The organism is Microlunatus ginsengisoli, assembly GCF_039537205.1.
Taxonomy (GTDB): Bacteria; Actinomycetota; Actinomycetes; order Propionibacteriales; family Propionibacteriaceae; genus Microlunatus; species Microlunatus ginsengisoli.
Map to the genome: position 1 here is coordinate 160,759 of NZ_BAABAB010000005.1, position 26,036 is coordinate 186,794.

Sequence of the window (26,036 nt, forward strand, 5' to 3'; positions counted from 1 at the left end):
TCGGGTGGTGCACACCGGGAGGAGCGGAAACGTGGCTGACGACATCGAGCGCCGACTGGCATTCGCCCGCGACCTGATCGCCGCCGCCGGCGAGCTGTCGCTGACCTATTCCGATCGGGTCGGCACGCTGACCGTGACCAGCAAGGGCGTGCAGGACGTCGTCTCCGAGGCCGATGTGGCGGTGGAGAAGCTGATCAAGCAGCGGATCGCCGAGGCGTTCCCGAGCGACGCGTTCCTGGGCGAGGAGACCGGTCACTCGGACTTTCCCGGCAGCACCGGGATCTGGGTGGTGGATCCGATCGACGGCACCCAGCCGTTCGTGTCCGGCTTGAGCAGCTGGTGCATCTCGATCGCGTACGTCCGCGCGGGCGTGCTGGAGTTCGGCCTGGTGAACGCGCCGGCCAACCGCGAGCTGTTCGTCGGCGGCCGCGGGCTCCCGGCGACCAAGAACGGGCAGCCGATCAGCCTGCATCCCGGCACCGACCTGACCGACGGGCTGACCTATCTCGGCTGCGCCGCCCGGATCCCCGCCGACGACATCATCCCCGTCTTCGCCCGGCTGATGCGCCGGCGCGGGATGTACCTGCGCAACGGCTCGGGGGCACTCGGCATCTGCGACGTCGCGTGCGGACGGCTGCTCGGGCTGGTCGAGCCGCACATCTGGTCCTGGGACTGCCTCGGCGGGATCGCGGTCCTGCAGGCCGCCGGCGGGGTGACCAACGACTATCTCGCCGACGACGGGCTGACCAAGGGCAACTGGCTGGTCGCCGCGACCCCGGCGACGTACGACGCCCTGGTCGAGGTCCTCCGCGGCTGAGCGCCGGGGACTGTCGGGTTGGTAGGGTTCCCGCACGTGACGACCCGCAGGTTCACCGTCGGCATCATCGGTGGGGGACAGCTCGCCCGGATGATGTACGAGGCGTCGATCCCGCTCGGCATCGACGTCCGGTTGCTGGCCGAGGGTCCGGACGTGTCCGCGGCGACGGTCGTCCACGACGTCACGGTGGGTGACTACACCGACCCCGAGACCGTACGGCGGTTCGCGACCGGCTGCGACGTGATCACCTTCGACCACGAGCACGTGCCGACCGACCTGCTGCACGAGCTGGAGGCCAACGGCGTCGCCGTCCGGCCCGGCCCGGAGGCGCTGGTGCATGCGCAGGACAAGGTCGTGATGCGCGAGCGGATGACCGCGCTGGGCGCCCCCTGCCCGGTCTTCCGGGTGGTCGCCGACGCCGCCGAGCTGACCGCGTTCGGCGACGACGTCGGCTGGCCGGTGATCGCCAAGACCTCCCGCGGCGGTTACGACGGCAAGGGCGTGTTCAAGATCGACTCCGCGGCCGAGGCGGCGGTCCCGTTCGACGGCCTGAGGCCCGGTGTGCGGATCGTCGCGGAGGAGTTCATCGACTTCGCCCGCGAGCTGAGCGTGCTGGTGGTGCGCTCGCCGTCGGGCCAGGCGGTGGCCTATCCGGTCTCGGAGACCTTGCAGCAGGGCGGGATCTGCGTGGAGACGATCACGCCGGCGCCGGACCTGAGCGATGCCCAGCGGATCGCGATCGAGCAGCTGGGGCTGCGGATCGCGCACGAGCTGGGCGTGGTCGGGGTGCTGGCGGTGGAGCTGATGCAACGCGCAGACGGCCAGATCGTGATCAACGAGCTGGCGATGCGGCCGCACAACACGGGGCACTGGAGCATCGACGGCGCGCACACCTCGCAGTTCGGCAACCACCTGCGGGCGGTGCTGGACCTGCCGCTCGGCGATCCGACCACCCGGGCTCCGGTGACCGTGATGACCAACGTCCTCGGCGGCAGCGTCGAGGACCTGCCGTCCGCGCTGCTGCATTGCTTCGCCCGCGACCCGAAGCTCCGGGTCGAGCTCTACGGCAAAGAGGTGAAGCCCGGGCGCAAGGTCGGGCACGTGACGACGTACGGCAACGATCTCCGCGACGTCCGCAGACGGGCCCGCCATGCCGCGAACTACCTGATGGGGAACCCAGATGAGTGACGTTGCCGCCGAGACCACCGGACCGCTGGTCGGCATCGTGATGGGGTCGGACTCCGACTGGCCCACGATGAGCGCCGCAGCCCAGGCCCTGAACGAGTTCGACATCGCGTACGAGGCCGATGTGGTCTCGGCGCACCGGATGCCCGAGGAGATGGTGCGCTACGGCCGCGAGGCGAACACCCGCGGGCTGCGGGTGATCATCGCCGGGGCCGGGGGAGCGGCCCACCTGCCCGGGATGCTCGCCTCACTAACCCCGCTGCCGGTGATCGGCGTCCCGGTCGCGCTGAAGTACCTCGACGGGATGGACTCGCTGCTGTCCATCGTGCAGATGCCGGCCGGCGTGCCGGTGGCGACAGTGAGCATCGGCAACGCTCGCAACGCCGGGCTGCTGGCGGCCCGGATCCTTGCCGTTGCCGACCCGAGGCTGCAGCAGAAGATGCTCGGATTCCAAGATCAACTGCGCCAGTCCGCGCTGGCCAAGGGCGAGGCGGTTCGCTCCGCTGCCAACCCGCTGTCGACCATTTAGCCCGTCGAACAATCGAACTCGCGTTTGCTTTTGGTGGGTCGACTCTGCTTCACTCGATGTGCCCGAAGGAGGGGAGTACGCCGGTGCCGTGACAGGCACGCGCAGCCCGTCGTCATTACGGATCCAGCGTCGGATCCCGGCGCGCTGGGTCCGTCATCGGATCGGCAGAGACCTCCGCGATTCGTACGTCGACGCGGAGGAACGCCCGAATGCTCGAACTGACCCCACTCGTCTGGGCCGTGACCATCGGCCTGATCGTCCTGCTGCTCGCCGTCGACCTGGTGTCGGCGGCACTCCGCCCGCACAAGGTCACCTTCCGCGAAGCCGCGCTGTGGTCGGTCTTCTACATCGCGGTGGCGATCGCCTTCGGCGTCTGGTTCGGCCTGGCGTACGGGGGTGATTTCGGGGTCCAGTACTTCGCCGGTTATCTGGTGGAGAAGAGCCTGTCGGTCGACAACCTGTTCGTCTTCGTGATCATCATGGCGACCTTCGCCGTGCCGGAGGAGCACCAGCACAAGGTGCTGACCTTCGGCATCGTGCTGGCGTTGATCATGCGGGCCGCCTTCATCGCCGTCGGGGCCGCGTTGCTGTCGCTGTTCTCCGTCGTCTTCCTGCTGTTCGGCCTGCTGCTGATCTTCACCGCGATCCAGCTGTTTCGGCACCGAGACGAGGACCCCGATGTCGAGGACAACGTCGTGGTGAAGGTGGCCCGCCGGGTGCTGCCGATCACCGACGAGTACGTCGGCGGCAAGCTGGTGGCCCGCATCGACGGCCGCCGGATGGTGACGCCGCTGTTCCTCGTGCTGATCGCGATCGGCAGCATCGACCTGCTGTTCGCGCTCGACTCCATCCCGGCCGTGTTCGGGGTGACCAAGGAGCCGTATATCGTCTTCGTCGCCAACGCGTTCGCCCTGCTGGGCCTGCGCGCCCTGTTCTTCCTGGTGCAGGGCCTGCTCGATCGGCTGGTCTACCTGTCCACCGGCTTGTCGATCATCCTCGCCTTCATCGGCGTGAAGTTGATCTTGCACTGGGCCCACGTGGACATCAACCCGGCGGTGCCGGAGATCCCCACCATGGTCAGCCTCGGCGTGATCGTCGCCATCCTGGCCGTGGTCACCGTGGCCAGTCTGCTGAAGACCCGGGACGACCCGACCGCGAAGGCCCACGCCGGCTCCCTGCGCGCCCACAAGACCCGCGACCCGCAGCGGACCACTCCCTCCTGACGGCGGTCCGCCCACTCGTGGCGGCGGTCAGCCGATCAGCTCGATCCGGTCGGCGCGCGGGCGCCGCGGCCCGCGGCGGCGGAGGAGGAGTGCCGCCCCGAGGCCCAGCGCGAGTCCGAGCACGCCTGCTCCGGCCGCGACTCCCACCACGGGCGGGCCGGCAGAGGAGCCGCCGCTGCCGGCCACCCCGCTCTCGGCGGTCTGGCTCGGGTCCGCCGACGGGTCGGCGGACCCGCCTTCGGGCCCCGCCGACGCGCCGGCGACGACACCCATGGCGGTGAGGATGGCCCGCAGCCGGGCCGCGTCGTGCGGGCGCTGCCAGATCGCCGGGCGGTCGAACACGTCGCCGCCGGAAGCGTCGGCGACCGTCTGTAGCCAGATCCCGTCACCGGCCGTCAGATGCACCCGATCGACCCGCCACACGCTCATGTCGTGGATCAGCCAGGTGATCCGGACCTCGCACTCGAAGCAGTCGGAGACGCTCGCCGGGCTGGTGCTCGAGGACGGCTCGGCGCCGGCATCCGAGTCGTCCGGCGCCGCGTAGGCACCGACCGCGTCGGCGAGCGCCTGGTAGCGGGCGTCGTCGACATACAGGGCGGCGGCTCGACCCGCGGCCGGATCCACCACCAGCACGCTCGTCGGGCCGCCCGCCCAGGCCGGACCGGCGCCGAGAAGGCCGCCCCCGAGTGCCAGCAGCAGTCCCAGGATGAGTGCCGAGGCCGTGCGGCCCCCGCGGGTTCGGCTCGTCTCGACCATCGGTGCTCCTCACGGAGGGGAACTGGTTCACCTCGGATACACCGCCGACCACCGCCGGGTTCAGGACAAGGATTCGCCGATCACGCGGGCCGTCGAGAGCTCGGCGACCCCCTCGAGCCGGACCGTGATCGACCGGCCGACGATCGTCGTTTCCCAGACCAGCGCCGGGCCCGCGATACGCGCGGTCTCGGGCCGCTCGATCCCGTCCCGGTCCACGTAGACGATCTCGTGCGGGTCGGCGATCCAGACGGCATCCCGGCCGTCGACGTCGGTCGGTGTGACCTTCGTCCAGTTCTGCTTGACGAAGGCCCACGACATCGTGCCGTCGAACTGATCGAGGTGCACCGGTCTGCCGTCGACGCTCCAGTCCATCCCCACCACCCGGCGGTCGCCGCTGACGGTGACGCGGTCGGGCTCGCCCAGCCGGGTCGGCACACCGAACGGGAAGTCGACGCTCGAGCGTGCCCGCTCCACGGTCACCGGCTGGCCCACGGGCGGAGGCGACGGCGTCGGGGACACCTCCGGCGGTGGCACGGTCCTGACCACGACCCCGCCGATCCGGAGCCACTCGACCACGGCGGCCCGCACCGGCGGCGTGAGCGTCAAGGCGATGATCACGGCAGCGACGATCGCGGCGGCCAGCCTGCGACGGCGAGCGCGGAGCCAGCGCCACCAGCCGGGTCCGCCGGCGCTGCGGGTGCCGGCGGGAACCGGCCGGTCGGCGATCCTGGTCAGGACCCGTTCGGCCAGGTCGTCGGGCGGCGGGGCGATCGCCAGACTCCGCCCCGCGCGGATCAGCTCGGACTCCAGCCGGTCGAGCTCACTCATCGCCGACCTCCTCCCGTAGCCGGGCCAGTGCGCGATGCAGGCGCGACTTCACGGTGCCCGCCGGGATGCCGAGCGTCGTCGCCGTCTCCGCCTCGGACAGTTCGAGCAGATACCGGCAGGCGACCACCTCCCGCAGGTCCTCCGGCAGCCGACGGACGCCGCTCAGCAGCCGGTCCCGGCGGACGGTGTCGAGGGCGGAGTCCTCGATGTCGGCGACCACGTCGTCGATCGCGACGAACGCCTCCCGGGCCGACCGGCGGCCGCGGGCCCGCTGGGCGTTGCGGGTGAGGTTGCGCACGATGGTCAGCAGCCACGGCCGGAACTCGGCCCCGGCCCGGAACCGCGGCAGCGCCGCGTACGCCTGGACGAACGCGTCCTGGACCACGTCGTCCGCCTCGCTCGCGGCGCCCCAGAGCACCGCCATCCTCTTGGCCAGCGCGGCATGCCGACGAACCAGGTGGCCGTACGCCGTCGGGTCTCCACCCAACGTCGCGGCCACCAGGCTCGTGTCCGGCGTCTGGCCGATTTCCTCGTCCTCGCCGATCCGGTTCGAGGATTGCCGTGGTTCGCTCGAGTCCTCACCCCATCCGTCTCAACCGCTAGTACACCGCCGACCACGCGCCGGTTCGGGGAGGACGTCCGAACAGCCCCCAGCGGTTCAGCGCCGGCGAGCCACCAGCAGCAGGTACTCCCACTCCATCGACCCGGTCCCCGCACCGAAGCGGTCGCCCAGCTCGGCGAGCGCCTCGTCCAGTGCGGCCACCTTGTCCGGGTCGCCGGCGATCCCACGGTAGGCCGCGATCGTCGGTCCGTAGTTCGCCTTGAAGTAGTCCCGGAACTCCGCGCCGGAGCGGTAGTGACTCACCGGCAGACCCGCGGTCTCGGTCCGGAGGATCTCGACCCGGTCGCCGAGCAGACTCCGTACGTGCGCCTCGTCGCCCCACAGCGGCGGCGGCTGCGCACCGGGCGGCGGCGGGGGAGCGTACGGCTTCATGGTGGCGAACATCTGCCCGATGAACCCAGCCGGCGTCCAGGCGATCAGGGCGATCGTGCCACCGGGTTTGCAGACCCGGACCAGCTCTTCGGCCGTGGGCTGGTGGTGCGGCGCGAACATCGCCCCGACGCAGGAGGTGACGACGTCGAACTGGGCGTCGGCATAGGGCAGCGCCTCGGCGTCGCCGGTCTCCCAGGCGAGGCTGATCCCGTCGGCCTCCGCACGGGCCCGGCCGACCTCCAGCAGTTCCGGGGTGAGGTCGGATGCCGTCACGCGGGCACCGGTCCGGGCGGCCGGGAGGGCGATGTTGCCGGAGCCGGCGGCGACGTCGAGCACGAGCTGGCCGGACGCGATGCCGGCCGCCTGGACCAGGATCGGGCCGAAGCCGGCGATGATCTCGGTCGCCACGGCCGAGTAGTCGCCGAGCGCCCACATGCCGCGTTGGCGTGTCTTGAGGGCCCGGTCCTCCTCGCCGCGATCCGCCGCGGCCGCGTGCTGCGGGCCGGTCTCGATGATGGATGTCATGTGAGCATGTCCCCCTCGGGAAGTCGGTTTGGCTGACATCACGACGGTAGGAACCGCGGCCCGGCCGGCTCCAGTACGAGATCTGTACCTCGCCGGTACAGGATCTGTACTGTCCTGGCGCTGTTGGTGGTCGCTGCCGGGACCGCCTCCTAGCGTGGCGGTCATGGGTGCCCCCTATCACCAGTTCTGCCCGGTCGCCAAGGCGATGGAGCTGCTCGACGAACGCTGGACGATGCTGATCATGCGCGAGCTGCTGTACGGCAGCCGGCGGTTCACCGAGCTGCGGCACGGCCTGCCGACGATGTCCCCGTCGCTGCTGTCGAAGCGGTTGCAGCAACTGGTCCGGGCCGGGTTGGTGCGGCGGGAGGAGGCCGGCGGGTCGGTCAGCTACGTCCCCAGCCAGGCCGCCGAAGAGCTCCGGCCGGTGCTGGAGGGGCTGGGCGCGTGGGGCGTGCGCTGGGCCGGCGAGCTGGGCGACGCCGACCTCGATCCGAAGCTGCTGATGTGGGACTTCCACCGGATCATCGACCCCGCGCTGCTCCCGGCCGAACGAACCGTCGTCGTCTTCGACTTCCCGGACGCGCCGGCCAAGGCGCGGCGTTGGTGGTTGGTGCTCACCGCCGAGGAGGTCGACGTCTGCGACTTCGATCCCGGCCACACGGTCGCGGTCGAGATCACCAGTCCGCTGCGCACCATGGTCGAGATCTGGCGCGGCGACCTGGCCTGGGACCGGGCCCTGCGCACCGGTGCGGTCAGGCTGACCGGTGCCGCTGACTACCGGCGCGCGGTCCCGCGCTGGTTCGCACCCTCCCGGTTCGCCGCCGTACCTCGTCCGGAGCGCGCCGCCTAGCCGGGGCTCTCTCCCGGCTCGCTCCCTCGGGTCTGCGGCGGGCTGGCTACCCTCGACGGATGGCGAACCCGGTCTCGGAAGCGGTCAGCGGTCTGGGCCTGCTGGTTCGCGGGCTCGGCCTGATCGTGCGCCGGCCGCGCAACTTCGCTCTCGGCGCCATCCCGCCGGCGATCACCTCGGTGCTGTTCCTGATCGTCATCGTCGTGCTCGGCGGCGAGCTGAGACCGCTGACGCGCTGGCTGACGCCGTTCGCCCGGGACTGGTCCGAGGGCGCCGAGAGCGCGATCCAGATCGCGGTCGGCGTCGCGCTGGTCGGGGTCACCGTGCTGCTGATGGTGGTCACGTTCACGGCGCTGACGCTGGCGATCGGCGGGCCGATCTACGACAAGATCGGGGAGTACGTCGACAGCGAGCTGGGCGGTGAGCAGCCGGCCCACGAGGAACCACTGGTGCGCAGCATCGGCCGCGCGATCAGGCAGTCGCTCGCCCTGATCGCGGTGAGTGCGCTCGGCGCGATCCCGCTGTTCCTGGCCGGGTTCATCCCGGTGGTCGGGCAGAGCGTGGTGCCGGTCGTCGCCGCCATGTTCGGCGGCTGGCTGCTGGCCATCGAGCTGCTCGGCGGCCCGTTCGAGCGGCGCGGACGGCTCACCATCGCCGAGCGCCGGGCCGCGATGCGCACCCGGCGGCTGCACGTCTGGGGATTCGCGGCGCCGACCTTCGCACTGCTCGCCGTCCCGTTCCTGGCGATCCTGGTGTTCCCGGCGGCCGCCGCCGGCGCGACCCTGCTGGCCCGTGAACTGCTCGCGGACGTACCGGCTGGACAGGACACCCCACGCGTCTCGTAGAGTAGGCACCCGGGTCGCTTAACCGCTTCAGCTGTCCGTACGACCCGATCCAGCCATTCGTCAGAGGAGCCGCATGCCTGCGTCCGACCTGTCCGTCCCCGAGCTGTCCGTCCAGCTCTACACCGTCCGCGAGGCCCTCGCCGAGGACTTCGACGCCACCCTGGCGACCATCGCCGGGTTCGGCTTCGAGACCGTCGAGCCGTTCGGCTTCGACACCTTCGCCGACCAGCTCCGGGAGGGACTGCCCAAGCACGGGCTGGCCGCCCCGACCGCGCACGTCGGACTGCTCCGCGGCGACGCCGACGCCATCCTCGACCTCGCCGCCGAGCTCGGCATCGGCACCGTGATCGACCCGTTCGTCGACCCCGAGCAGTGGGCAACCACCGACGGCATCGCGGCGACGGCCGAGAAGCTGAACGCCGCCGCGGAGAAGGCGGCCGCGCGCGGTCTGAGGGTCGGCTACCACAACCACTGGTTCGAGGTGGAAACCGACTTCGACGGTCTCACCGGGCTGGACGTGCTCGCCGCGAATCTGGCCCCCGAGGTCGTCCTCGAGGTCGACACGTACTGGGCCTACGTCGGCGGCGCCGACGTGCCGGCCCTGCTGAACCGGCTCGGCGACCGGGTGGTCGCGTTGCACATCAAGGACGGCGACGGCACCCGGGACAACAAGAAGCAGGTCGCTGTCGGCTCCGGGATCGTCCCGGTCTGGGACTACATCGCCGCCGCGCCGACAGCGCTCGCCGTGGTCGAGCTCGACGACAGCGAGGGCGACCGGGTCCAGGCGATCGAGGCGAGCCGTGCCTACCTGCTGAAGGGAGACGCCCGATGAGCAAGAGCGGACCGGTCGGCATCGGCTTCATCGGGGCCGGTGTCATCTCCGACACCTACCTGGAGAACTTGAACAGCTTCGCCGACACCAACGTCGTCGCCGTCGGCGACCTGTTCGCCGATGCGGCGAAGGCGAAGGCGGAGAAGCACGGGATCGCGGTCTCCGGCGGCCCGGAGGTGGTGCTGGACAATCCCGAGGTCGAGCTCGTCATCAACCTGACCATCCCGGCGGCGCATGCCGAGGTGGCGCTCTCGGCGATCGACGCCGGCAAGCACGTCTGGAACGAGAAGCCGCTGGCGCTGGACCGGGTCAGCGCCCGGGCGCTGCTGGACGGCGCCGAGGCCGCCGGGCTCCGGGTCGGTTGCGCGCCGGACACCTTCCTCGGCAGCGGGCTGCAGCATGCCCGACGGTTGATCGAGGAGGGTGAGATCGGGACGCCGCTGACCGCGCTGGTGCTGATGCAGTCGCCGGGCCCGGAGTCGTGGCACCCGAATCCGGCCTTCCTCTTCCAGGAGGGCGCGGGTCCGCTGTTCGACATCGGCCCGTACTACCTGACCGCGCTGGTGCAGACCCTCGGCCCGATCGCCTCGGTCGCCGCCGTGGGCTCGAAGTCGCGGGAGACCCGGGTGATCGGCTCCGGTCCGAAGGCCGGCGAGGAGTTCGCCGTCACCGTGCCGAGTCACGTCAGCGCCTCGGCGCGGTTCGAGTCCGGCCAGTCGGCGACGATGATCTTCTCGTTCGACTCGCCCCGCCGCCGTACGCTGCTGGAGGTCACCGGCACCGAGGCGACGATGGTGCTGCCCGACCCGAACATGTTCGACGGGGAGATCGCGGTGCAGCGCCGCGACGACGAGGAGCCCAAGGTCGTCTCGACGACGACGCAGCTCTCCTCGCGCGGCACCGGTGCCCTCGACATGGCCCGGGCCATCCGCGAGGGCCGGCCGCACCGGGCCCAGGGCGCCCTCGCCTACCACGTGCTGGACGCGATGATCTCGATCGACGAGGCGATCACCTCGGGGGCGTACGTCGACGTGCAGAGCACCGTCGAGGTCCCCGCCCCGCTCCCCGCCGACTGGGACCCCAAGGCCGCAACCGTCTGAGGGTTGATGTGCGCTGAGCCTGTCGAAGCTTTGATCTGCCCTTCGACAGGCTCAGGGGGCGCGGTTGTTGTTACTCGCCAGTAGGATTCGGAGCGTGAGCGACTTCAGCGAGATGTACGCACCAACGGAGGAGCACGAGGCGTTCCGGGCCGCGGTGCGGGAGGTGTGCGACGCGAAGGTGGCGCCGCGGGCGGCGGAGACCGACGAGCTGGCGGAGTTCCCGAAGGCGTCCTACGAGGCGCTGCGGGCCGCCGACTTCCACGCCCCGCACATCCCGGAGGCCTACGACGGGGTCGGCGCCGACGCGCTGGCCACCGTGATCGTGATCGAGGAGGTGGCTCGCGCCTGCGCGTCCTCCTCGCTCATCCCGGCGGTGAACAAGCTCGCCTCGCTGCCCTGGCTGATCTCGGCGTCGGAGGAGCTGAAGCAGCGCTACCTGCCGCCGATCGCCAGGGGCGACGCGATGGCGTCGTACTGCCTGTCCGAACCGGAGGCCGGCTCCGACGCGGTCAGCATGAAGACCCGAGCGGTGCGCGACGGGGACGAGTACGTCCTGAACGGCGTCAAGCGCTGGATCACCAACGCCGGGGTGTCCGACTACTACACGGTGTTCGCCGTGACCGACCCCGATGCTCGCAGCCGGGGGATCAGCGCGTTCGTGGTCGAGAAGAACGATCCCGGCGTCTCGTTCGGGGCACCGGAGAAGAAGCTCGGCATCAAGGGCTCGCCGACCTGCGAGGTATATCTCGACAACGTGCGGATTCCCACGGACCGGATGATCGGCGAGCCGGGCACCGGCTTCGCCACCGCGATGAAGACGCTCGACCACACCCGGGTGACCATCGCGGCGCAGGCGCTGGGCATCGCTCAGGGGGCGCTCGACTACGCCACCGGCTATGTCAAGGAGCGCAAGCAGTTCGGCAAGGCGATCGCGGAGTTCCAGGGACTGCAGTTCATGCTCGCCGACATGGGGATGAAGCTCGAGGCCGCCCGCCAGCTCACCTATGCCGCGGCGGCCAAGTCGGAGCGGGGCGACGCGGACCTGACCTACTTCGGGGCCGCGGCGAAGTGTTTCGCCTCCGACGTGGCGATGGAGATCACCACCGACGCGGTCCAGCTGCTCGGCGGCTACGGCTACACCAAGGACTACCCGGTCGAGCGGATGATGCGGGACGCGAAGATCACGCAGATCTACGAGGGCACCAATCAGGTTCAGCGGATCGTGATGGCTCGGCAGCTGCTCACCCGAGGATGACGACGCCCTTCTGAGTAATTCTCGACCCGAGAACCAGCTCGAGACGACCTGTCACGCTCGGTCGGGCGGAGTGAGGGGAATCTGGGGTCGAGAATTACCCGGCGGGAGAACCTATGACCGGGCTATTTGGCGTACTTGTCCAGATTTGAGGTGTCGCCCTTGGCTAGCTGGGCGAACATCTCCTTCGCCTTGGTGGTGTCCCAGAGCACCGACGACCCGGCCGGCGTGTAGGCGTTGGTGTTCGACACCGGCACGGTCAGGGTGAGGCCCTGGCCGTTGGCGACCTTGCGCATGGCCAGCGCCATCGAGGCGGTCTCCGGCAGCGAGGTGTCCTGGCCGACCGTGATCGAGTCGCAGATCGCATGGGTCAGGGTCCAGTACCGCACCGGGTTCAGCACGGTCGACGGCGTGGCCGCCTTCTTCGCCACAGCGGCGAGCATCTGACGCTGGCGCTGCACCCGGCCGAGGTCGCCGAGCGGGTCGGCCTTGCGCATCCGGACGTAGCCCAGGGCCGTCGTGCCGTCGAGCGTCTGGCAGCCCTTCTTCAGGTTCAGGTGACTGTCTTGGTCCTTGATCGCCTTGGGGATGCACATCTGGATCCCGCCGAGCGCGTCGATGATGTTGACGAAGCCACCGAACCCGATCTCCATGTAGGCGTCCACCCGGAGCCCGGTGTTCTGCTCGACGGTCTTGACCAGCAGCTTCGGACCGCCGAACGCGTACGCCGCATTGATCTTGTTCTTGCCCTTGCCCGGGATCGGCACATAGGAGTCGCGCGGAATCGAGATCAGGGCCGGCCGCCCGCTGGGCGGGATGTACATGATCATCATGGTGTCGGTCCGCTGACCCGCGGTGCTGCCGGTGCCGAGCTTGTTCTTCTCGGCGTTGGACAGACCCTCGCGGGAGTCCGACCCGACCAGCAGGTACGTCGTCCCCGGCTGGGCGGCCGGTCGCTGACCGCTCGGTGTGTCGTCGACCCGCTGGACCTGGCTCCAGGCGTGCAGCGGCACCGCCACCAGCCAGGTCATCGAGGCCAGCACGACCAGCAGCAGCACGACGAACACGTTCCGCACCGGGTGCCGCTTGCGCGGTCCCTTGCCCGGCCTGCCACCCGGTGCGGTCGGCGCCGGCGGCAGCTGGCCGGGCGGGGTCGGCGCGTTGCCGGCCGCCCGCCAGTCCTGATAGGCCCGCGGGTTGCTCGAGCCCTGCCCGTACGCCGGCACGGACTGGTACTGCGCGGTGTCGAACGGGGCGCTGTGCTCCGGGGCGCTCTGCTGAGGAGCGGCCGGTCCGGCCACGCGCGGTGGCGGCGGCGAGCCGGCCGCCGGCCGCTGCGCCGACCCGCCGCCCGGCTGGCCCCACGCCCCGGGCATCACCTGGGTCGGCTCGGGCGCCGACGGCGCGGACTTCTCCCGGCCGTACAGCCAGTCGAGGTCGTCGTCGCGGCTGGACATATCAGCGAGGGTACCTGGCACGGGGGCGGGTCATGGCCGGCAAAAGCGCTCCGGCGCTCGGCGTGGCACGACCGCCCGGATGGATCGTCGCGGACATACTGAGCCAACGCTCGGTTCCTTCCCCGACCGAAAGGCTTGCGCACGTGTCTCAGACCTTCGTGGACGATCCCGGCACCGACACCGGCTCCGCGGAGAATCCGGTCGGTGGCGAGGAGCGCCAGCACATCCCGTCCGGCTTCAAGACGCCGACGCTGCGCAGCGAGCGGGTCAAGCTGCGCCGGGCCCTGACCTTCCTCGGCATGACCTTGATCCTTCCCGGGTCGGCTCAGGTCGCCGCCGGCAACAAGCGGGTCGGCCGGTTCGCCCTGCGGACCTGGGCGGTGCTGTGGGGACTGCTGCTGTTCTCCGGGCTGCTCGCGCTGGTTTGGCGCAGCGGCGCGGTCGCGCTGTTCACCTATCCACTCACTCTCCGGGTGATCCAGATCGGGCTGGTCGTGCTGGGCATCGGCTGGGGCATCCTGCTGCTGGATGCCTGGCGGATCGCCCGGCCGCCGGAGCTGGCCCGCCGCCACAGACCACTGTTCGCCCTGATCAGCCTCGCCCTGGTGGCCGCCGTCGTCGGGGCGCTGGTCGCCTCCGCCGGAGTGGTGTCGGCCCAGCGTGACCTGGTCAGCACCGTGTTCGCCGGCGGCGGGGAGAAGCAGGCGACCGCCGGTCGCTACAACATCTTGCTGATGGGCGGCGACGCTGGGGCGGACCGGACCGGGCTGCGGCCGGACAGCATGACCGTCGCGAGCGTGGACGCCGAGACCGGACGGACGGTGCTGATCAGCCTCCCGCGGAACCTCGAGGACGTACCGTTCCCGGAGTCCTCGCCGCTGCACAAGCGGTTCCCGAACGGCTACAGCTGCCCCGACCACTCCTGCATGCTGAACGCGGTCTATACCTACGCGATGGGCCACAAGGACCTCTATCCGGGCGTACGCAACCCCGGCGCCCAGGCCACCAAGGAGGCGATCGAGGGCGCCACCGGGCTGAAGATCAACTACTGGGCGCTGGTGGACCTCAAGGGGTTCCAGGCGCTGGTGGACGCGGTCGGCGGGATCACCCTCGACGTGAATCGCGATATCCCGATCGGCGGCGGGCACGCGAAGCTCTACGGCTGGGTGAAGAAGGGCCAGAACCGGCACCTGAACGGGTACGAGGCGTTGTGGTTCGCGCGGTCCCGATCGGACTCCTCCGACTACGACCGGATGGCGCGGCAGAAGTGCGTGATGAGCGCGATGCTGCAGCAGCTCGATCCGGTCACGGTGCTGACCAACTTCAACCAGATCGCGGCCGCCGGCAAGGAGATCGTGGCCACCGACATCCCGACAAGCCGGGTCGACACGATGCTCGACCTGGCGATGAAGGCCAAGGCCAAGCCCATCTCCACCCTCGCGTTCGTGCCGCCGACGGTCTATCCGGGCGCGCCGAACTTCGACAAGGTCCACACCATGGTGGCGAAGAAGATCGCTGAGTCCGAGGCCGCTGACAATCCGGCGCCGGCCGCCTCGACCTCGGCCGCCGCGCCGACCGCGTCCGGGGCACCCTCATCGTCGGCGAAGGCCAGTTCGTCGGCGACCAAGAAGAAGACGACCGCCTCCAACGCCTCGGACGTGGGCGCCGTCTGCGCGGCATCGGGGCAGTGACCGGGACCGATCGCGACTGGCCGGGGGTCAGCGTCGTGATGCCGGTGCTGAACGAGGAGCCGCACCTGGCCGCGGCCGTGGGCCGGGTGCTCGAGCAGGACTATCCGGGCCCGCTCGAGGTGATCATGGCGGTCGGACCGAGCCGGGACCGGACCGCCGAGATCGCGGCCGGGCTGGCGGCCGGCGACAACCGGCTCCGCGTCGTCGACAACCCGGCCGGCAAGACGCCACACGCGCTCAACCTGGCGATCGCGGCGTCGCGCTACGACATCGTGGTCCGGGTCGACGGGCACGGCGAGCTCGGGGACGGCTACATCGTCCGCGCCGTGGAACTGCTGGCCGAGACCGGTGCCGCCAACGTGGGCGGGGTGATGGACGCCCAGGGCCGGACGCCGTTCGAGGAAGCGGTGGCCTACGTCTACACCAGTCCGTACGGCCTGGGCGGCGCCGCGTTCCACCAGGGCGACGTACCCGCCGGGCCGGCCGACACGGTCTTTCTCGGTGTGTTCGACAAGGCCGAGCTGCTCGCCGTGGGCGGATTCGACGAGAGCATGCACCGGGCCCAGGACTGGGAGCTGAACTATCGGCTGCGGACGTCCGGCCGGCTGATCTGGTTCTCACCGGAGCTGCGGGTGACGTACCGGCCGCGGTCGAGCCTGCCCGCGCTGGCCAAGCAGATGTACGACACCGGCAAGTGGCGCCGCGAGGTGGTCCGCCGGCACAGCGACACCGCGAGCCTGCGCTATCTGGCCCCGCCCGCCGCGGTCGTCGCTATCTCCGGCGGGACCCTCGCGGCGTGGTTCGGCCGCCGGATCGGCTCCCGGCCACTGCAACTGGGCGCGCTCGCCCCGCTCGGCTACGCCGCCTTCGTTGCGTACGTCACCGCCACCGCTCCCGGCGCGCTGTCGCCGGCCGCGCGGCGCTGGTTGCCCGTGGTGCTGGCCGCGACCCACCTGGCCTGGGGCGCCGGCTTCCTGGTCGGCCGCTGATCTGACCGTCGGCCGCTGACCGAACGTCGGCTCCCTGACCCCGAGCCGCGGCCGGTGCGCGCCCCTCAGTTTCCCGCCGCCGCGGGGTTTTAGGGCTGGGTCGGCCCGGTCTTGGCCCGATTTTCCCGCCGCGGCGGGGTTCCTGGGTCGGTCAGGCCGTCCGACGTCCGACACATCCACCCCGGAAACTGTGCAGTTGTTGCAGGGCTTACCGGCGTGTCGCTGCGAGATGTGCACAGTTTCCGGGGCGGGGGAGCGGTGCTGGGGGCGGGGGTGCGAATGATTCGCCATCCATATTTGACAGTATGTCCTTACAAACTCTAGGATGAGGACATCCCCGCGAGAAGAGGTCGAGAGATGCCGTTGGTCCGAATCGATGTCCAGGCCGGACGTACGCCGGAGGAGCTCCGCCAACTGGCGGATGTCGTCCAGGACGTCATGCTCGAGGTCTTCGCGGCGCCGCCGCGTGATCGCTACCAGATCATCACCGAGCATCCGGTCGGCCACATCATCGCCGAGGACACCGGGCTCGGCTTCGAGCGCAGCGACGGGGTCGTGGTGATCCAGATCTTCCAGCAGGGTCGCAGCGTCGAGCAGAAGAAGGCGGCGTACGCCCTGCTCGCGGACCGGCTGGCTGCCCAGTGCGGGGTCAAGCCGACCGATCTGATCGTGTCGGTGGTCGCGAACGAGAGGGCCGACTGGTCGTTCGGCTACGGCCGAGCGCAGTTCCTCGAGGGCGATCTCTGAGCCAGGACGGCCGCAAAAGGCCCAGCGGTGACCGAGTCGCGACCCAGCCGCGATCAAGCGCGGACACCGATGCATGACGTTTTGTCTGGACAAATTATTGACACTGCGATGGCGAAGGCCTAGGTTCTAGACGAGCCGCCCGAACAGGCCCCTGATTGACCTGTGTGCAAACGATGGAAATCTCGAAGGAGAGCGCGATGAGCGACCCTGTCCCCACCGGCTCCGGCTTCTCGGCCGCGGCTCCGCTGGACGTCTTGACCTTCGGTCGCGCCGGAGTCGACGTGTACCCGCTGCAGATCGGTGTCGGCCTGGAGGACGTCGAGACGTTCGGCAAGTACCTCGGCGGCACCACCGCCAACGTGGCCGTCGCGGCTGCCCGGCTGGGCGAGCGGGCCGGCATCATTACCGGCGTCGGCAACGACCCGTTCGGCCGGTTCGTCCGCAAGGCGCTGCGCGAGCTGGGGGTCGACGACTCCCACGTGGTGACCAACGACGAGTACGCGACGCCGGTGACCTTCTGCGAGATCTTCCCGCCGGACGACTTCCCGCTCTGGTTCTATCGCAAGCCGACGGCACCGGACCTGCAGGTCAAGCCGTCCGACATCGACTTCGACGCCGTCCGGGGCACCCGGCTGATGTGGCTGTCGGTGACCGGTTTCAGCGAGGAGCCGAGCCGGGAGTCCCACTTCGCGGTACTGGAGGCGCGGGCCCGCAAGCAGTTCACCGTGCTCGACCTGGACTACCGGCCGATGTTCTGGGAGACCCCGGCCGCGGCCACCGAGCAGATCCAGAAGGCGCTGCCGCACGTCACCGTGGCGGTCGGCAACCGGGAGGAGTGCGAGGTCGCGATCGGTGAGACCGAGCCGGAGAGAGCGGCGGATGCGCTGCTGGACGCGGGTGTCGAGCTGGCCATCGTCAAGCAGGGACCGAAGGGCGTGCTGGCCAAGACCCGGACGTCCCGGCTGGAGTCGCCGCCGATCCCGATCCGCCCGCTGAACGGCCTCGGCGCCGGCGACTCGTTCGGTGGGTCGCTGTGTCATGGACTGCTCCGCGGCTGGCCGCTGGACAAGGTGCTGCAGTACGCCAACGCGGCCGGTGCGATCGTGGCCTCCCGGCTGGAGTGCTCGACCGCGATGCCGACCGAGGCCGAGATCGAGACGCTGATCGCCGGCGGCGACCCGAACGAGCGGCTGGCCGACTCGCTCGCGGTGCACTTCGAGAAGGCGGGCAACTGATGACCGTTACATCGACCGCTCCGGTCGCGGCGCCGGCCGGGCAGGGCTTCGCCGGCTCGATCGCGGAGATCAACGAGATCCGGGCCCGCGACCCGCAGCGCATCCAACGGCTGCTCGCCGCCCGCCGCCGCCGGCCACTGCTGCGCGAGGACGGCAGGCTGATGATCATCGCCTGCGACCACCCGGCCCGCGGCGCGCTCGGCGCTCAGGGCCGGCCGACGGCGATGGCCAGCCGAACCGAGCTGCTGGAGCGGTTGATGACGGCGCTGTCCAGGCCCGGAGTGGACGGTCTGCTCGCCACCGCCGACATCGCCGAGGACCTACTGCTTCTCGGTGCGCTGGAGGACAAGGTCGTCTTCGCCTCCCTCAACCGTGGTGGCCTGCAGGGCTCCAGCTTCGAGCTGGACGACCGCAACACGGGCTACGACGTGCAGGGCACCATCGACGCCGGCTTCGACGGTCTGAAGATGCTCACTCGGATCGACCTGGCCGACCCGGCGACAGTGGCGACACTGGAGGCCCAGGCGAAGATCATCACCGAGCTCAACCGGCGCCGGACCATCGCGATGGTGGAGCCGTTCATGTCCAGCCGGGTCGGCGGCAAGATCGTCAACGACCTGTCGCCGAATGCGGTGATCAAGTCCATGCACATCGCCCAAGGCCTCGGCGCCTCCAGCGCCTACACCTGGCTGAAGCTTCCGGTCGTGCACGAGATGGAGCGAGTGATGGACGCGACCACGCTGCCGACCCTGTTGCTCGGCGGTGACCCGGAGGGTTCACCCGACGAGACGTACGCGGCCTGGCAGGCCGCGCTCGCGCTGCCGTCCGTGCGGGGCCTGATGGTGGGGCGGACCATGCTCTACCCGGCCGACGGCGACGTGGCCAAGGCCGTCGACACCGCCGTTTCGCTGGTGCGTTGAGGAGGTCCGGGATGAATTCCGAGTTCTATCTGGCCGCTGGCAGCGCGGGCAGCGAAACGTACGAGGTCGAGGTCACGCCGGAGTCGGCGGGCTGGGGCTACTCGTCGCTCCGGATCGTCGAGCTCGGCGCCGGCCAGACGACCCAGCTCGATGTCGGCGCTGAGGAGATCGTCGTCGTACCGCTGTCCGGCTCGCTGGCGATCGAGACCGAGGGAGCGCAGTTCTGCGTGCTCACCGGCCGGCCGAACGTGTTCGCCGGGCCCACCGACGTGGCCTACCTGGCGCCCGGCAGCAGCGTCGAGCTGTACTCCGAACACGGCGGCAGGTACGCCCTGTGCGGTGCGAAGGTCCCCGCCGACGCCGACGCCGAGTCGCGCTACCTGGCCGCCGAGGCGGTGCCGGTCGAGCTCCGCGGGGCCGGCCAGTCCAGCCGCCGGGTGCGCAACTTCGGCACCCCGGACACCCTGCCGGCGAGCAAGATCATCGCCTGTGAGGTGATCACCCCGGCCGGCAACTGGTCGTCCTACCCGGCGCACAAGCACGACGAGACCACCGAGACCGAGTCGGAGCTGGAGGAGATCTACTACTTCGAGATCGCCGCCGGTCCCGACGGCCAGCCGGGCTTCGGCTTCATGCGCACGTCGTCGTCGCCCGGCCATGAGATCGACCTGCTCGAGGAGGTCCACGACCGCGACCTGGTGCTGGTGCCGTTCGGCTGGCACGGGCCCTGCGTCGCGGCGCCGGGCTTCGAGATGTACTACTTGAACGTGATGGCCGGGCCGGGTGCCGAGCGCGCCTGGAAGATCTCCGACCACCCCGATCACGCCTGGGTGCGTGGCACCTGGGTAGACCAAGACCCCGACCCCAGACTCATCGCGAAGGACTCGTGAAACCTCATGGCTGAGACTGTTCACCTCACCGTCGCCCAGGCCGTCGTCAAGTTCCTGGGCGCGCAGTACTCGGAGTCGGACGGGACCGAGCAGAAGCTGTTCGCCGGCTGCTTCGGCATCTTCGGCCACGGCAACGTCGCCGGCATCGGCCAGGCGCTGCTGCAGGCCGAGCTGACCGAGCCCGACACGCTTCCCTACGTCCTGGGCCGCAACGAGCAGGCGATGGTGCACACCGCCGTCGCGTACGCCCGGGCGAAGAACCGGCTGCAGACGTACGCGGTCTCGACCTCGGTCGGGCCGGGCGCGACGAACATGGTGACCGGCGCCGCGCTGGCCACGATCAACCGGCTGCCGGTGCTGCTGTTGCCGGCGGACACCTTCGCCGACCGAAGCGCGTCGCCGCTGCTGCAAGAGCTCGAGCTGCCGTACGCGGGCGACGTGACCGTGAACGACTGCTTCCGCCCGGTCAGCAAGTACTTCGACCGGGTCTGGCGGCCCGAGCAGCTGCCCGCAGCGCTGATCTCGGCGATGCGGGTGCTGACCGACCCGGCCGAGACCGGCGCGGTCACCGTCTGCTTCCCGCAGGACGTGCAGGCGGAGGCGTACGACTGGCCGGTCGAGCTGTTCGCCAAGCGGGTCTGGCACATCGCCCGGCCGCTGCCGGAGACCCGCGTGATCGAGCAGGCTGCCGAGATCATCCGCGGGGCCAGGCGCCCGCTGATCGTGGCCGGCGGTGGCGTGCACTACTCCCGCGCCACCGAGACCCTGGAGGCGTTCGTCGAGTCCACCGGCATTCCGGTCGGCCAGACCCAGGCCGGCAAGGGGACCCTCGCGTTCGACCACCCCCAGTGCCTGGGCGCGATCGGCTCGACCGGGACGACCGCCTCGAACGCGATCGCCCGCGACGCCGACGTGGTCATCGGCATCGGTACCCGCTACGAGGACTTCACCACGGCCAGCCGGACCGCGTTCCAGCACCCGGGCGTGAAGTTCGTGAACATCAACGTCGCCCCGATCGACGCGGTCAAGCACGCCGGCTACGGCGTGCTGGCCGACGCCCGGGAGTCCCTCGACGCGCTGGGCGCGCTGCTCGCGGAGCACCGGGTGGACCCCGGCTACGCCGAGCGGATCAGCGAGCTGAACGCCGAGTGGGACGCGACGGTGGCGAAGGCGTACGCCGAGGAGGAGCCGTCGCCGGGCCTGCTGTCCCAGAACTCGGTGATCGGCATGGTGAACGAGCTGTCCGACCCGCGTGACGTCGTGGTCTGCGCCGCCGGCTCGATGCCGGGCGATCTGCACAAGCTGTGGCAGACCCGCGATCCGAAGGGCTACCACGTCGAGTACGGCTATTCCTGCATGGGCTATGAGGTCGCCGGCGGCCTGGGCGTGCGGCTGGCCTGTCCGGACCGGGACGTGTTCGTCCTGGTCGGCGACGGGTCCTACCTGATGATGGCCACCGAGCTCGCTACCGCGGTGCAGGAGGGCATCAAGGTGATCACGGTGCTGGTCCAGAACCACGGCTTCGCCTCGATCGGCTCGCTCTCGGAGTCTCTCGGCTCTCAGCGATTCGGTACGTCCTACCGGCGGCGCAACGCCGCGACCGGGCGGCTCGACGGCGACAAGCTGCCGATCGACCTGGCCGCGAACGCGGCCAGCTTCGGGCTCGAGGTGATCAAGGCCGGCACCCGGGCCGAGTTCGCCGACGCGATCAAAACGGCCAAGGCGGCCGAGGGCCCGATCGTGATCTACGTCGAGACCGACCCGCTGATCGACGCGCCGAGCTCGCAATCCTGGTGGGACGTCCCGGTCAGCGCCACCTCCACGCTGGAGTCCACCCGGTCTGCGCGGGAGACGTACGACCAGCACAAGGCCGAGCAGCGGCCGTTCCTCACCCCGACCACCGTCTGAGCCGGCGCGTGATCACCGAACCATCCATCCATCCAGCAGAACCAGGAGAGTGACCCCGTTGGCCAAGATCACCATCGGCACCGCGCCCGACTCGTGGGGGGTGTGGTTCCCCAGCGACCCCGAGCAGCTGCCGGCCAGTCAGTTCCTCGCCGAGGTCGCCGAGGCCGGCTACGAGGCGATCGAGCTCGGACCGTACGGCTACCTGCCGACCGACCCCAGCGAGCTGAAGGAGGTGCTGGACCAGCACAACCTGTCGGTGCTCGCCGGCACCGTCTTCTCCCACCTGCACCTGCCCGGTGCCTGGGACTACACCTGGAAGCAGGTGACCGACGTCGCCGCGCTGACCAAGGCCATGGGCGGCGAGCACATCGTGGTCATCCCGGAGCCGTGGCGCGATCACAAGACCGGTGAGCCGAAGGAGGACCCGGACCTCTCCGAAGAGCAGTGGAACCTGCTGACCCGCCAGACCGACGAGCTCGGCCGCCGGATCCTCGAGGAGTACGGGCTGCACGTGCAGTTCCACAGCCACGCCGACACCCACGTCGGCTACCAGCCGGAGATCGAGCGCTTCCTGGAGGGCACGAATCCGGAGTACGTGAACCTCTGCCTCGACACCGGCCACGTCGCCTACTACGGCGGCGACTGCGTCGAGCTGATCACCAAGTACCCGGAGCGGATCGGCTACGTCCACCTCAAGCAGGTGAACCCCACGGTGGTCGAGTACGTCCTCGACCGGAACCTGTCCTTCCCCGAGGCGGTGCGGATGGGGGCGATGATCGAGCCGCCGCTCGGCCTGCCCGAGATGCCGCCGGTGCTCGACGCGTTGAACGCCTTGAACCGCGAGGTGAAGGGGATCATCGAGCACGACCTGTATCCGTGCGCACCGGACATCCCGCTGCCGATCGCCAAGCGCACCAAGACCTATCTGAGCAACTGCTCCGACGTGAAGATCGACATGGGGGTTGTGTCATGACGGAGCTGCGCATCGCCGTCCTCGGCGTGGGGATGATGGGCGCCTTCCATGTGGACGCACTGACCAAGCGGATCAGAGGCGCCAAGGTGACCGTGATCAGCGACTACTTCCCGGAGAAGGCGAAGGAGGTCGCCGACGCGATCGGCGCCCGGGTGGTGGACGACCCGATCGAGGCGATCAACGACGCGGAGGTGGATGCGGTGCTGATCGCGTCCCCGGGCGCGGTCCACGACGTCCAGGTCAACGCCTGCCTGGATGCCGGCAAACCGGTGCTCTGCGAGAAGCCGCTGACCACCGACATCGCCTCCTCGCGTGTGATCGTGGAGAAGGAGAAGTCGCTCGGCAAAGAGCTGATCCAGGTCGGATTCATGCGCCGGTTCGACCCGGAGTATGTCGCGCTGCACCAGCTGATCGTCTCCGGTGGTCTCGGCAACCCGCTGATGGTGCACTGCACCCATCGCAATCCGGCCGTGCCCGATCACTTCAACTCCGAGTTCATGATCCGCGACTCGGTCGTGCACGAGGTCGACGTCACCCGCTTCCTGCTCGGAGAAGAGATCGTGTCGGTCCAGGTGATCAAGGGGGTGGCCACCTCGGCTGCTCCGGCCGGCACCAACGATCCGATGCTTGTGGTCTTCGAGACCGAATCGGGCCGGATCGTCACCGACGAGATCTACGTCCGCACCGGCGTGGCCTACGAGGTCCGGACCGAGGTCGTCGGCGAGCAGGGTAGCGCCACGATCGGCCTGGACCAGAACCTCCAGGTCAAGCGCACCGACGGCAGCTGGGGCGGCCAGATCACGCCCGGATTCGTGGAGCGGTTCGGTCAGGCGTACGACATCGAGCTGCAGCGTTGGGTGGACGCGGCCAAGCAGGGCACCATCGACGGCCCGGGCGCCTGGGACGGCTATGCCGCGGTCGCGGTCTGCGAGGCCGGTGTCAAGGCCGTCCGCAGCGGCCGCAAAGAGTATGTCCAGCTCGCCGGCATTGCGCTGCCGGTGGAGGAGGAGCCCATCCCCGACATCCGTGCGCCCGATCTGATCGGCGACCGGCCATGAGTGTGAAGCTGGCGCTCGATCCGCAGATGTACTACTCGACCAGCACGGTCTACGAGCTGGCCGATCACGTGGCCCGACTGGGATACGAGTGGATGGAGCTGTCACCGAAAGCGGACTTCGTCCCGTTCTTCAAGTATCCCCGCATCGACGATGCCGGGGTTCGCAGGCTGAAGAAGGTCACCGCCGATGCCGGCATCAAGATCGCCTCGGTGCTGCCGGTGCTGCGCTGGTCAGGACCGGACGAGGACCAGCGGCAGGCGGCCGTCCGCGCCTGGCGGCGAGCGATCCAGATCACCGTGGACCTGGGCGTGGAGGTGATGAATTCCGAGTTCAACGGGCGCCCGGAGGCCGCCGAGACCGCGGAGGCGCAGTTCCTGAAGTCGATGGAGGAGTTGTTGCCGGTGTTCGAGCGGGAGGGAGTCCAGCTGATCCTGGAGCCGCACCCGGACGACTTCATCGAGGACGGGATCGAGGCGGTGGAGATGATCCGCGGTCTCAACCGTGACTGGCTCGGCTTCCTCTACTGCACACCGCACGCCTTCCACCAGGGCCACAGCCCGACCGAGATCATCGAGCGGGCGGCGGAGAAGGTGCGCTATGTGCATCTGGCCGACGCCTGGAACCACCTCACCTCCAACGGACTGCGCTACATCTCCAACCCGCCGGGCAACACCGCCCGGGTGCACCAGCACATGGAGATGGGCCGCGGCGAGGTCGACTACGACGAGGTGTTCGCGGCACTCGCCTCGGTCGGCTTCGACGGCGTGATCAGCAGCTGTGTGTTCGGCTGGGAAGAGGACGCCGACGGCGTCAACTCCCGCCAGCGCGAGCGGGCGCAGGCACTGATCGACAAGCACTTCGGCTGACCCAGCCACACCGACCCCCGCACACAACGCAACCGAGTAAGGAAAAGATCATGGCAACGACGCTCCACCACTGGAAGAACGGCACCTCGTTCGAGGGCACCGGCGGCCGCTTCTCCGATGTCACGAACCCGGCAACCGGGGAGGTGACCGCGCAGCTGGCGCTGGCGAGTGAGGAGGACGTGAACGAGGTGGTGGCGGCGGCAACGGCGGCGTTCCCGGCATGGCGGGACACCTCGCTGGCGAAGCGGACCCAGGTGTTGTTCGCGTTCCGCGAGCTGCTGAATGCGCGGAAGGAGGAGCTGGCGGCGATCATCACCTCCGAGCACGGCAAGGTGCTCTCCGACGCCCTCGGCGAGGTGACCCGCGGCCAGGAGGTGGTCGAGTTCGCCTGCGGCATCGCCCATCTGATCAAGGGCGCCTTCACCGAGAACGCCTCCACCAAGGTCGACGTGCACTCGGTTCGGCAGCCGCTCGGCGTGGTCGGCATCATCTCCCCGTTCAACTTCCCCGCGATGGTGCCGATGTGGTTCTTCCCGATCGCGATCGCCGCCGGCAACACCGTCGTGCTGAAGCCGAGCGAGAAGGTGCCCACTGCGGCGCGGTGGATCGCCGAGCTGTGGAAGGAGGCGGGCCTGCCCGACGGTGTGTTCAACGTGCTCAACGGTGACAAGATCGCCGTCGACGGCCTGCTCACCCACCCGGACGTGCAGTCGATCTCCTTCGTCGGCTCGACCCCGATCGCGAAGTACGTCTACGAGACCGGCACCGCCAACGGCAAGCGGGTGCAGGCCCTGGGTGGGGCGAAGAACCACATGCTGGTGCTGCCGGATGCCGATCTGGACCTGGCCGCCGACCAGGCGGTGAACGCCGGTTTCGGGTCGGCCGGTGAGCGGTGCATGGCGATCTCGGCGGTGCTCGCCGTGGGCGACATCGGCGACACGCTGGTCGCGAAGATCAAGGAGCGGGCCGTGGGGCTGCGGACCGGTGACGGGACCCGGGGCTGCGACATGGGCCCGCTGGTCACCTCTGCGGCGCAGCAGCGGGTGTCCGGCTACGTCGACGCCGGCGAGGCTGCAGGTGCCGAGCTGGTCGTCGACGGCCGGACCATCCAGCCGGATGCCGACGGGGAGGGCTTCTTCGTCGGGCCGACCCTGTTCGACCACGTCACCACCGACATGAGCATCTACACCGACGAGATCTTCGGCCCGGTGCTGTCGGTGGTCCGGGTCGACTCCTACGACGAGGGTGTGCAGCTGATCAACGACAACCCGTACGGCAACGGGGTGGCGATCTTCACCAACGACGGTGGTGCGGCCCGACAGTTCCAGAACGAGGTGAAGGTCGGCATGATCGGCATCAATGTGCCGGTGCCGGTGCCGATGGCCTACTACTCCTTCGGCGGCTGGAAGTCGTCCCTGTTCGGCGACAGCCACGCCCACGGAGTCGAAGGCGTGCACTTCTTCACCCGGGGCAAGGTCGTCACCTCCCGCTGGCTCGACCCCAGCCACGGCGGCCTCAACCTCGGCTTCCCCCAGAACGACTGAGATCGCGCGCCGAGCCTGTCGA

The 26,036-nt window shown here is 69.8% G+C and carries 25 protein-coding genes; 20 read left to right on the forward strand and 5 right to left on the reverse strand.

Annotated elements, in window-relative coordinates:
* Positions 1-31: 31 nt before the first annotated feature.
* From ABD747_RS03015 to ABD747_RS03030, 4 genes are all read left to right on the forward strand, one after another.
* Entirely contained in the window at positions 32-817 is a 786-nt protein-coding gene (locus tag ABD747_RS03015; protein ID WP_344801606.1) for an inositol monophosphatase family protein, read from the forward strand.
* A gap of 36 nt (positions 818-853) precedes the next feature.
* Complete coding sequence (locus ABD747_RS03020; RefSeq protein ID WP_344801607.1) at positions 854-2,005, forward strand: 5-(carboxyamino)imidazole ribonucleotide synthase; 1,152 nt, start codon at positions 854-856, stop codon at positions 2,003-2,005.
* The gene (gene purE / locus ABD747_RS03025; protein WP_344801608.1) at positions 1,998-2,531 is read left to right on the forward strand and encodes a 5-(carboxyamino)imidazole ribonucleotide mutase; all 534 of its coding nucleotides are present in this window, start codon (positions 1,998-2,000) and stop codon (positions 2,529-2,531) included. Before ABD747_RS03020 ends, purE begins: the two co-directional genes overlap by 8 nt.
* A 209-nt stretch (positions 2,532-2,740) precedes the next feature.
* Positions 2,741-3,754 (forward strand): TerC family protein, encoded by a 1,014-nt coding sequence (locus tag ABD747_RS03030; protein WP_344801609.1) that lies wholly within the window; start codon positions 2,741-2,743, stop codon positions 3,752-3,754.
* Positions 3,755-3,781: 27 nt separating this feature from the next.
* Here ABD747_RS03030 and ABD747_RS03035 read toward each other — a convergent pair whose 3' ends face one another.
* From ABD747_RS03035 to ABD747_RS03050, 4 genes are all read right to left on the reverse strand, one after another.
* Complete coding sequence (locus ABD747_RS03035; protein WP_344801610.1) at positions 3,782-4,510, reverse strand: hypothetical protein; 729 nt, start codon at positions 4,508-4,510, stop codon at positions 3,782-3,784.
* A 60-nt stretch (positions 4,511-4,570) separates the two neighbouring features.
* Positions 4,571-5,338 carry a hypothetical protein gene (locus tag ABD747_RS03040; protein WP_344801611.1) on the reverse strand — a complete coding sequence of 256 codons (768 nt, stop codon included), beginning with the start codon at positions 5,336-5,338 and terminating at the stop codon, positions 4,571-4,573.
* On the reverse strand, positions 5,331-5,837 hold the full coding sequence (locus tag ABD747_RS03045; RefSeq protein ID WP_344801612.1) for an RNA polymerase sigma factor: 507 nt from the start codon (positions 5,835-5,837) through the stop codon (positions 5,331-5,333). Before ABD747_RS03045 ends, ABD747_RS03040 begins: the two co-directional genes overlap by 8 nt.
* Before the next feature lie 159 nt (positions 5,838-5,996).
* Entirely contained in the window at positions 5,997-6,857 is an 861-nt protein-coding gene (locus tag ABD747_RS03050) for a class I SAM-dependent methyltransferase (RefSeq protein WP_344801613.1), read from the reverse strand.
* 163 nt (positions 6,858-7,020) lie between these two features.
* Between ABD747_RS03050 and ABD747_RS03055 the strand changes: the two genes are divergently transcribed.
* The 5 genes from ABD747_RS03055 (at position 7,021) to ABD747_RS03075 (ending at position 11,739) form a co-directional block, all read left to right on the forward strand.
* Positions 7,021-7,707 carry a winged helix-turn-helix transcriptional regulator gene (locus tag ABD747_RS03055; protein ID WP_344801614.1) on the forward strand — a complete coding sequence of 229 codons (687 nt, stop codon included), beginning with the start codon at positions 7,021-7,023 and terminating at the stop codon, positions 7,705-7,707.
* Between the two features lie 59 nt (positions 7,708-7,766).
* Positions 7,767-8,552: an EI24 domain-containing protein gene (locus tag ABD747_RS03060; protein ID WP_344801615.1), complete on the forward strand. Its 786-nt coding sequence runs from the start codon at positions 7,767-7,769 to the stop codon at positions 8,550-8,552.
* Between the two features lie 73 nt (positions 8,553-8,625).
* Positions 8,626-9,384 carry a sugar phosphate isomerase/epimerase family protein gene (locus tag ABD747_RS03065; protein ID WP_344801616.1) on the forward strand — a complete coding sequence of 253 codons (759 nt, stop codon included), beginning with the start codon at positions 8,626-8,628 and terminating at the stop codon, positions 9,382-9,384.
* Entirely contained in the window at positions 9,381-10,484 is a 1,104-nt protein-coding gene (locus ABD747_RS03070; protein WP_344801617.1) for a Gfo/Idh/MocA family protein, read from the forward strand. Before ABD747_RS03065 ends, ABD747_RS03070 begins: the two co-directional genes overlap by 4 nt.
* A 112-nt stretch (positions 10,485-10,596) precedes the next feature.
* Positions 10,597-11,739 carry an acyl-CoA dehydrogenase family protein gene (locus ABD747_RS03075; RefSeq protein WP_425562474.1) on the forward strand — a complete coding sequence of 381 codons (1,143 nt, stop codon included), beginning with the start codon at positions 10,597-10,599 and terminating at the stop codon, positions 11,737-11,739.
* A 122-nt stretch (positions 11,740-11,861) separates the two neighbouring features.
* On the opposite strand, the gene ABD747_RS03080 is transcribed toward ABD747_RS03075, so the two are convergent.
* On the reverse strand, positions 11,862-13,193 hold the full coding sequence (locus tag ABD747_RS03080; RefSeq protein ID WP_344801619.1) for an LCP family protein: 1,332 nt from the start codon (positions 13,191-13,193) through the stop codon (positions 11,862-11,864).
* A 143-nt stretch (positions 13,194-13,336) separates the two neighbouring features.
* On the opposite strand from ABD747_RS03080, the gene ABD747_RS03085 reads away from it, so the two are divergent.
* From ABD747_RS03085 to ABD747_RS03135, 11 genes are all read left to right on the forward strand, one after another.
* Entirely contained in the window at positions 13,337-14,884 is a 1,548-nt protein-coding gene (locus tag ABD747_RS03085; protein WP_344801620.1) for an LCP family protein, read from the forward strand.
* Between the two features lie 38 nt (positions 14,885-14,922).
* A complete protein-coding gene (locus tag ABD747_RS03090; RefSeq protein WP_425562475.1) occupies positions 14,923-15,873 on the forward strand; it encodes a glycosyltransferase family 2 protein in 951 nt (316 codons plus the stop codon).
* Positions 15,874-16,230: 357 nt separating this feature from the next.
* The gene (locus ABD747_RS03095; protein ID WP_344801622.1) at positions 16,231-16,620 is read left to right on the forward strand and encodes a tautomerase family protein; all 390 of its coding nucleotides are present in this window, start codon (positions 16,231-16,233) and stop codon (positions 16,618-16,620) included.
* 197 nt (positions 16,621-16,817) lie between these two features.
* Positions 16,818-17,855, forward strand: a complete 1,038-nt coding sequence (gene iolC, locus ABD747_RS03100) for a 5-dehydro-2-deoxygluconokinase (protein WP_344801623.1) — start codon at positions 16,818-16,820, stop codon at positions 17,853-17,855.
* On the forward strand, positions 17,855-18,775 hold the full coding sequence (locus ABD747_RS03105; protein WP_344801624.1) for a Cgl0159 family (beta/alpha)8-fold protein: 921 nt from the start codon (positions 17,855-17,857) through the stop codon (positions 18,773-18,775). Before iolC ends, ABD747_RS03105 begins: the two co-directional genes overlap by 1 nt.
* A gap of 11 nt (positions 18,776-18,786) precedes the next feature.
* A complete protein-coding gene (gene iolB, locus ABD747_RS03110) occupies positions 18,787-19,665 on the forward strand; it encodes a 5-deoxy-glucuronate isomerase (protein WP_344801625.1) in 879 nt (292 codons plus the stop codon).
* Positions 19,666-19,671: 6 nt separating this feature from the next.
* Positions 19,672-21,573, forward strand: a complete 1,902-nt coding sequence (gene iolD / locus ABD747_RS03115) for a 3D-(3,5/4)-trihydroxycyclohexane-1,2-dione acylhydrolase (decyclizing) (protein ID WP_344801626.1) — start codon at positions 19,672-19,674, stop codon at positions 21,571-21,573.
* A gap of 49 nt (positions 21,574-21,622) precedes the next feature.
* Positions 21,623-22,546 (forward strand): TIM barrel protein, encoded by a 924-nt coding sequence (locus ABD747_RS03120; RefSeq protein ID WP_344801627.1) that lies wholly within the window; start codon positions 21,623-21,625, stop codon positions 22,544-22,546.
* A complete protein-coding gene (locus ABD747_RS03125) occupies positions 22,543-23,604 on the forward strand; it encodes a Gfo/Idh/MocA family protein (RefSeq protein ID WP_344801628.1) in 1,062 nt (353 codons plus the stop codon). The genes ABD747_RS03120 and ABD747_RS03125 overlap by 4 nt, the downstream gene beginning before the upstream one ends.
* On the forward strand, positions 23,601-24,470 hold the full coding sequence (locus ABD747_RS03130) for a sugar phosphate isomerase/epimerase family protein (RefSeq protein WP_344801629.1): 870 nt from the start codon (positions 23,601-23,603) through the stop codon (positions 24,468-24,470). Before ABD747_RS03125 ends, ABD747_RS03130 begins: the two co-directional genes overlap by 4 nt.
* A 50-nt stretch (positions 24,471-24,520) precedes the next feature.
* Positions 24,521-26,014 (forward strand): CoA-acylating methylmalonate-semialdehyde dehydrogenase, encoded by a 1,494-nt coding sequence (locus ABD747_RS03135; RefSeq protein ID WP_344801630.1) that lies wholly within the window; start codon positions 24,521-24,523, stop codon positions 26,012-26,014.
* Positions 26,015-26,036 lie beyond the last annotated feature (22 nt).

What these genes read in the sequence shown, in the direction of transcription:
- purE (WP_344801608.1), top strand. Translation starts at nt 1,998, where the DNA reads ATGAGTGACGTTGCCGCCGAGACCACCGGACCGCTGGTCGGCATCGTG.
- ABD747_RS03030 (WP_344801609.1), top strand. Translation starts at nt 2,741, where the DNA reads ATGCTCGAACTGACCCCACTCGTCTGGGCCGTGACCATCGGCCTGATC.
- ABD747_RS03035 (WP_344801610.1), bottom strand. Translation starts at nt 4,510, where the DNA reads ATGGTCGAGACGAGCCGAACCCGCGGGGGCCGCACGGCCTCGGCACTC.
- ABD747_RS03040 (WP_344801611.1), bottom strand. Translation starts at nt 5,338, where the DNA reads ATGAGTGAGCTCGACCGGCTGGAGTCCGAGCTGATCCGCGCGGGGCGG.
- ABD747_RS03050 (WP_344801613.1), bottom strand. Translation starts at nt 6,857, where the DNA reads ATGACATCCATCATCGAGACCGGCCCGCAGCACGCGGCCGCGGCGGAT.
- ABD747_RS03055 (WP_344801614.1), top strand. Translation starts at nt 7,021, where the DNA reads ATGGGTGCCCCCTATCACCAGTTCTGCCCGGTCGCCAAGGCGATGGAG.
- ABD747_RS03060 (WP_344801615.1), top strand. Translation starts at nt 7,767, where the DNA reads ATGGCGAACCCGGTCTCGGAAGCGGTCAGCGGTCTGGGCCTGCTGGTT.
- ABD747_RS03065 (WP_344801616.1), top strand. Translation starts at nt 8,626, where the DNA reads ATGCCTGCGTCCGACCTGTCCGTCCCCGAGCTGTCCGTCCAGCTCTAC.
- ABD747_RS03070 (WP_344801617.1), top strand. Translation starts at nt 9,381, where the DNA reads ATGAGCAAGAGCGGACCGGTCGGCATCGGCTTCATCGGGGCCGGTGTC.
- ABD747_RS03075 (WP_425562474.1), top strand. Translation starts at nt 10,597, where the DNA reads ATGTACGCACCAACGGAGGAGCACGAGGCGTTCCGGGCCGCGGTGCGG.
- ABD747_RS03080 (WP_344801619.1), bottom strand. Translation starts at nt 13,193, where the DNA reads ATGTCCAGCCGCGACGACGACCTCGACTGGCTGTACGGCCGGGAGAAG.
- ABD747_RS03090 (WP_425562475.1), top strand. Translation starts at nt 14,923, where the DNA reads ATGCCGGTGCTGAACGAGGAGCCGCACCTGGCCGCGGCCGTGGGCCGG.
- ABD747_RS03095 (WP_344801622.1), top strand. Translation starts at nt 16,231, where the DNA reads ATGCCGTTGGTCCGAATCGATGTCCAGGCCGGACGTACGCCGGAGGAG.
- iolC (WP_344801623.1), top strand. Translation starts at nt 16,818, where the DNA reads ATGAGCGACCCTGTCCCCACCGGCTCCGGCTTCTCGGCCGCGGCTCCG.
- ABD747_RS03105 (WP_344801624.1), top strand. Translation starts at nt 17,855, where the DNA reads ATGACCGTTACATCGACCGCTCCGGTCGCGGCGCCGGCCGGGCAGGGC.
- iolB (WP_344801625.1), top strand. Translation starts at nt 18,787, where the DNA reads ATGAATTCCGAGTTCTATCTGGCCGCTGGCAGCGCGGGCAGCGAAACG.
- iolD (WP_344801626.1), top strand. Translation starts at nt 19,672, where the DNA reads ATGGCTGAGACTGTTCACCTCACCGTCGCCCAGGCCGTCGTCAAGTTC.
- ABD747_RS03125 (WP_344801628.1), top strand. Translation starts at nt 22,543, where the DNA reads ATGACGGAGCTGCGCATCGCCGTCCTCGGCGTGGGGATGATGGGCGCC.
- ABD747_RS03130 (WP_344801629.1), top strand. Translation starts at nt 23,601, where the DNA reads ATGAGTGTGAAGCTGGCGCTCGATCCGCAGATGTACTACTCGACCAGC.
- ABD747_RS03135 (WP_344801630.1), top strand. Translation starts at nt 24,521, where the DNA reads ATGGCAACGACGCTCCACCACTGGAAGAACGGCACCTCGTTCGAGGGC.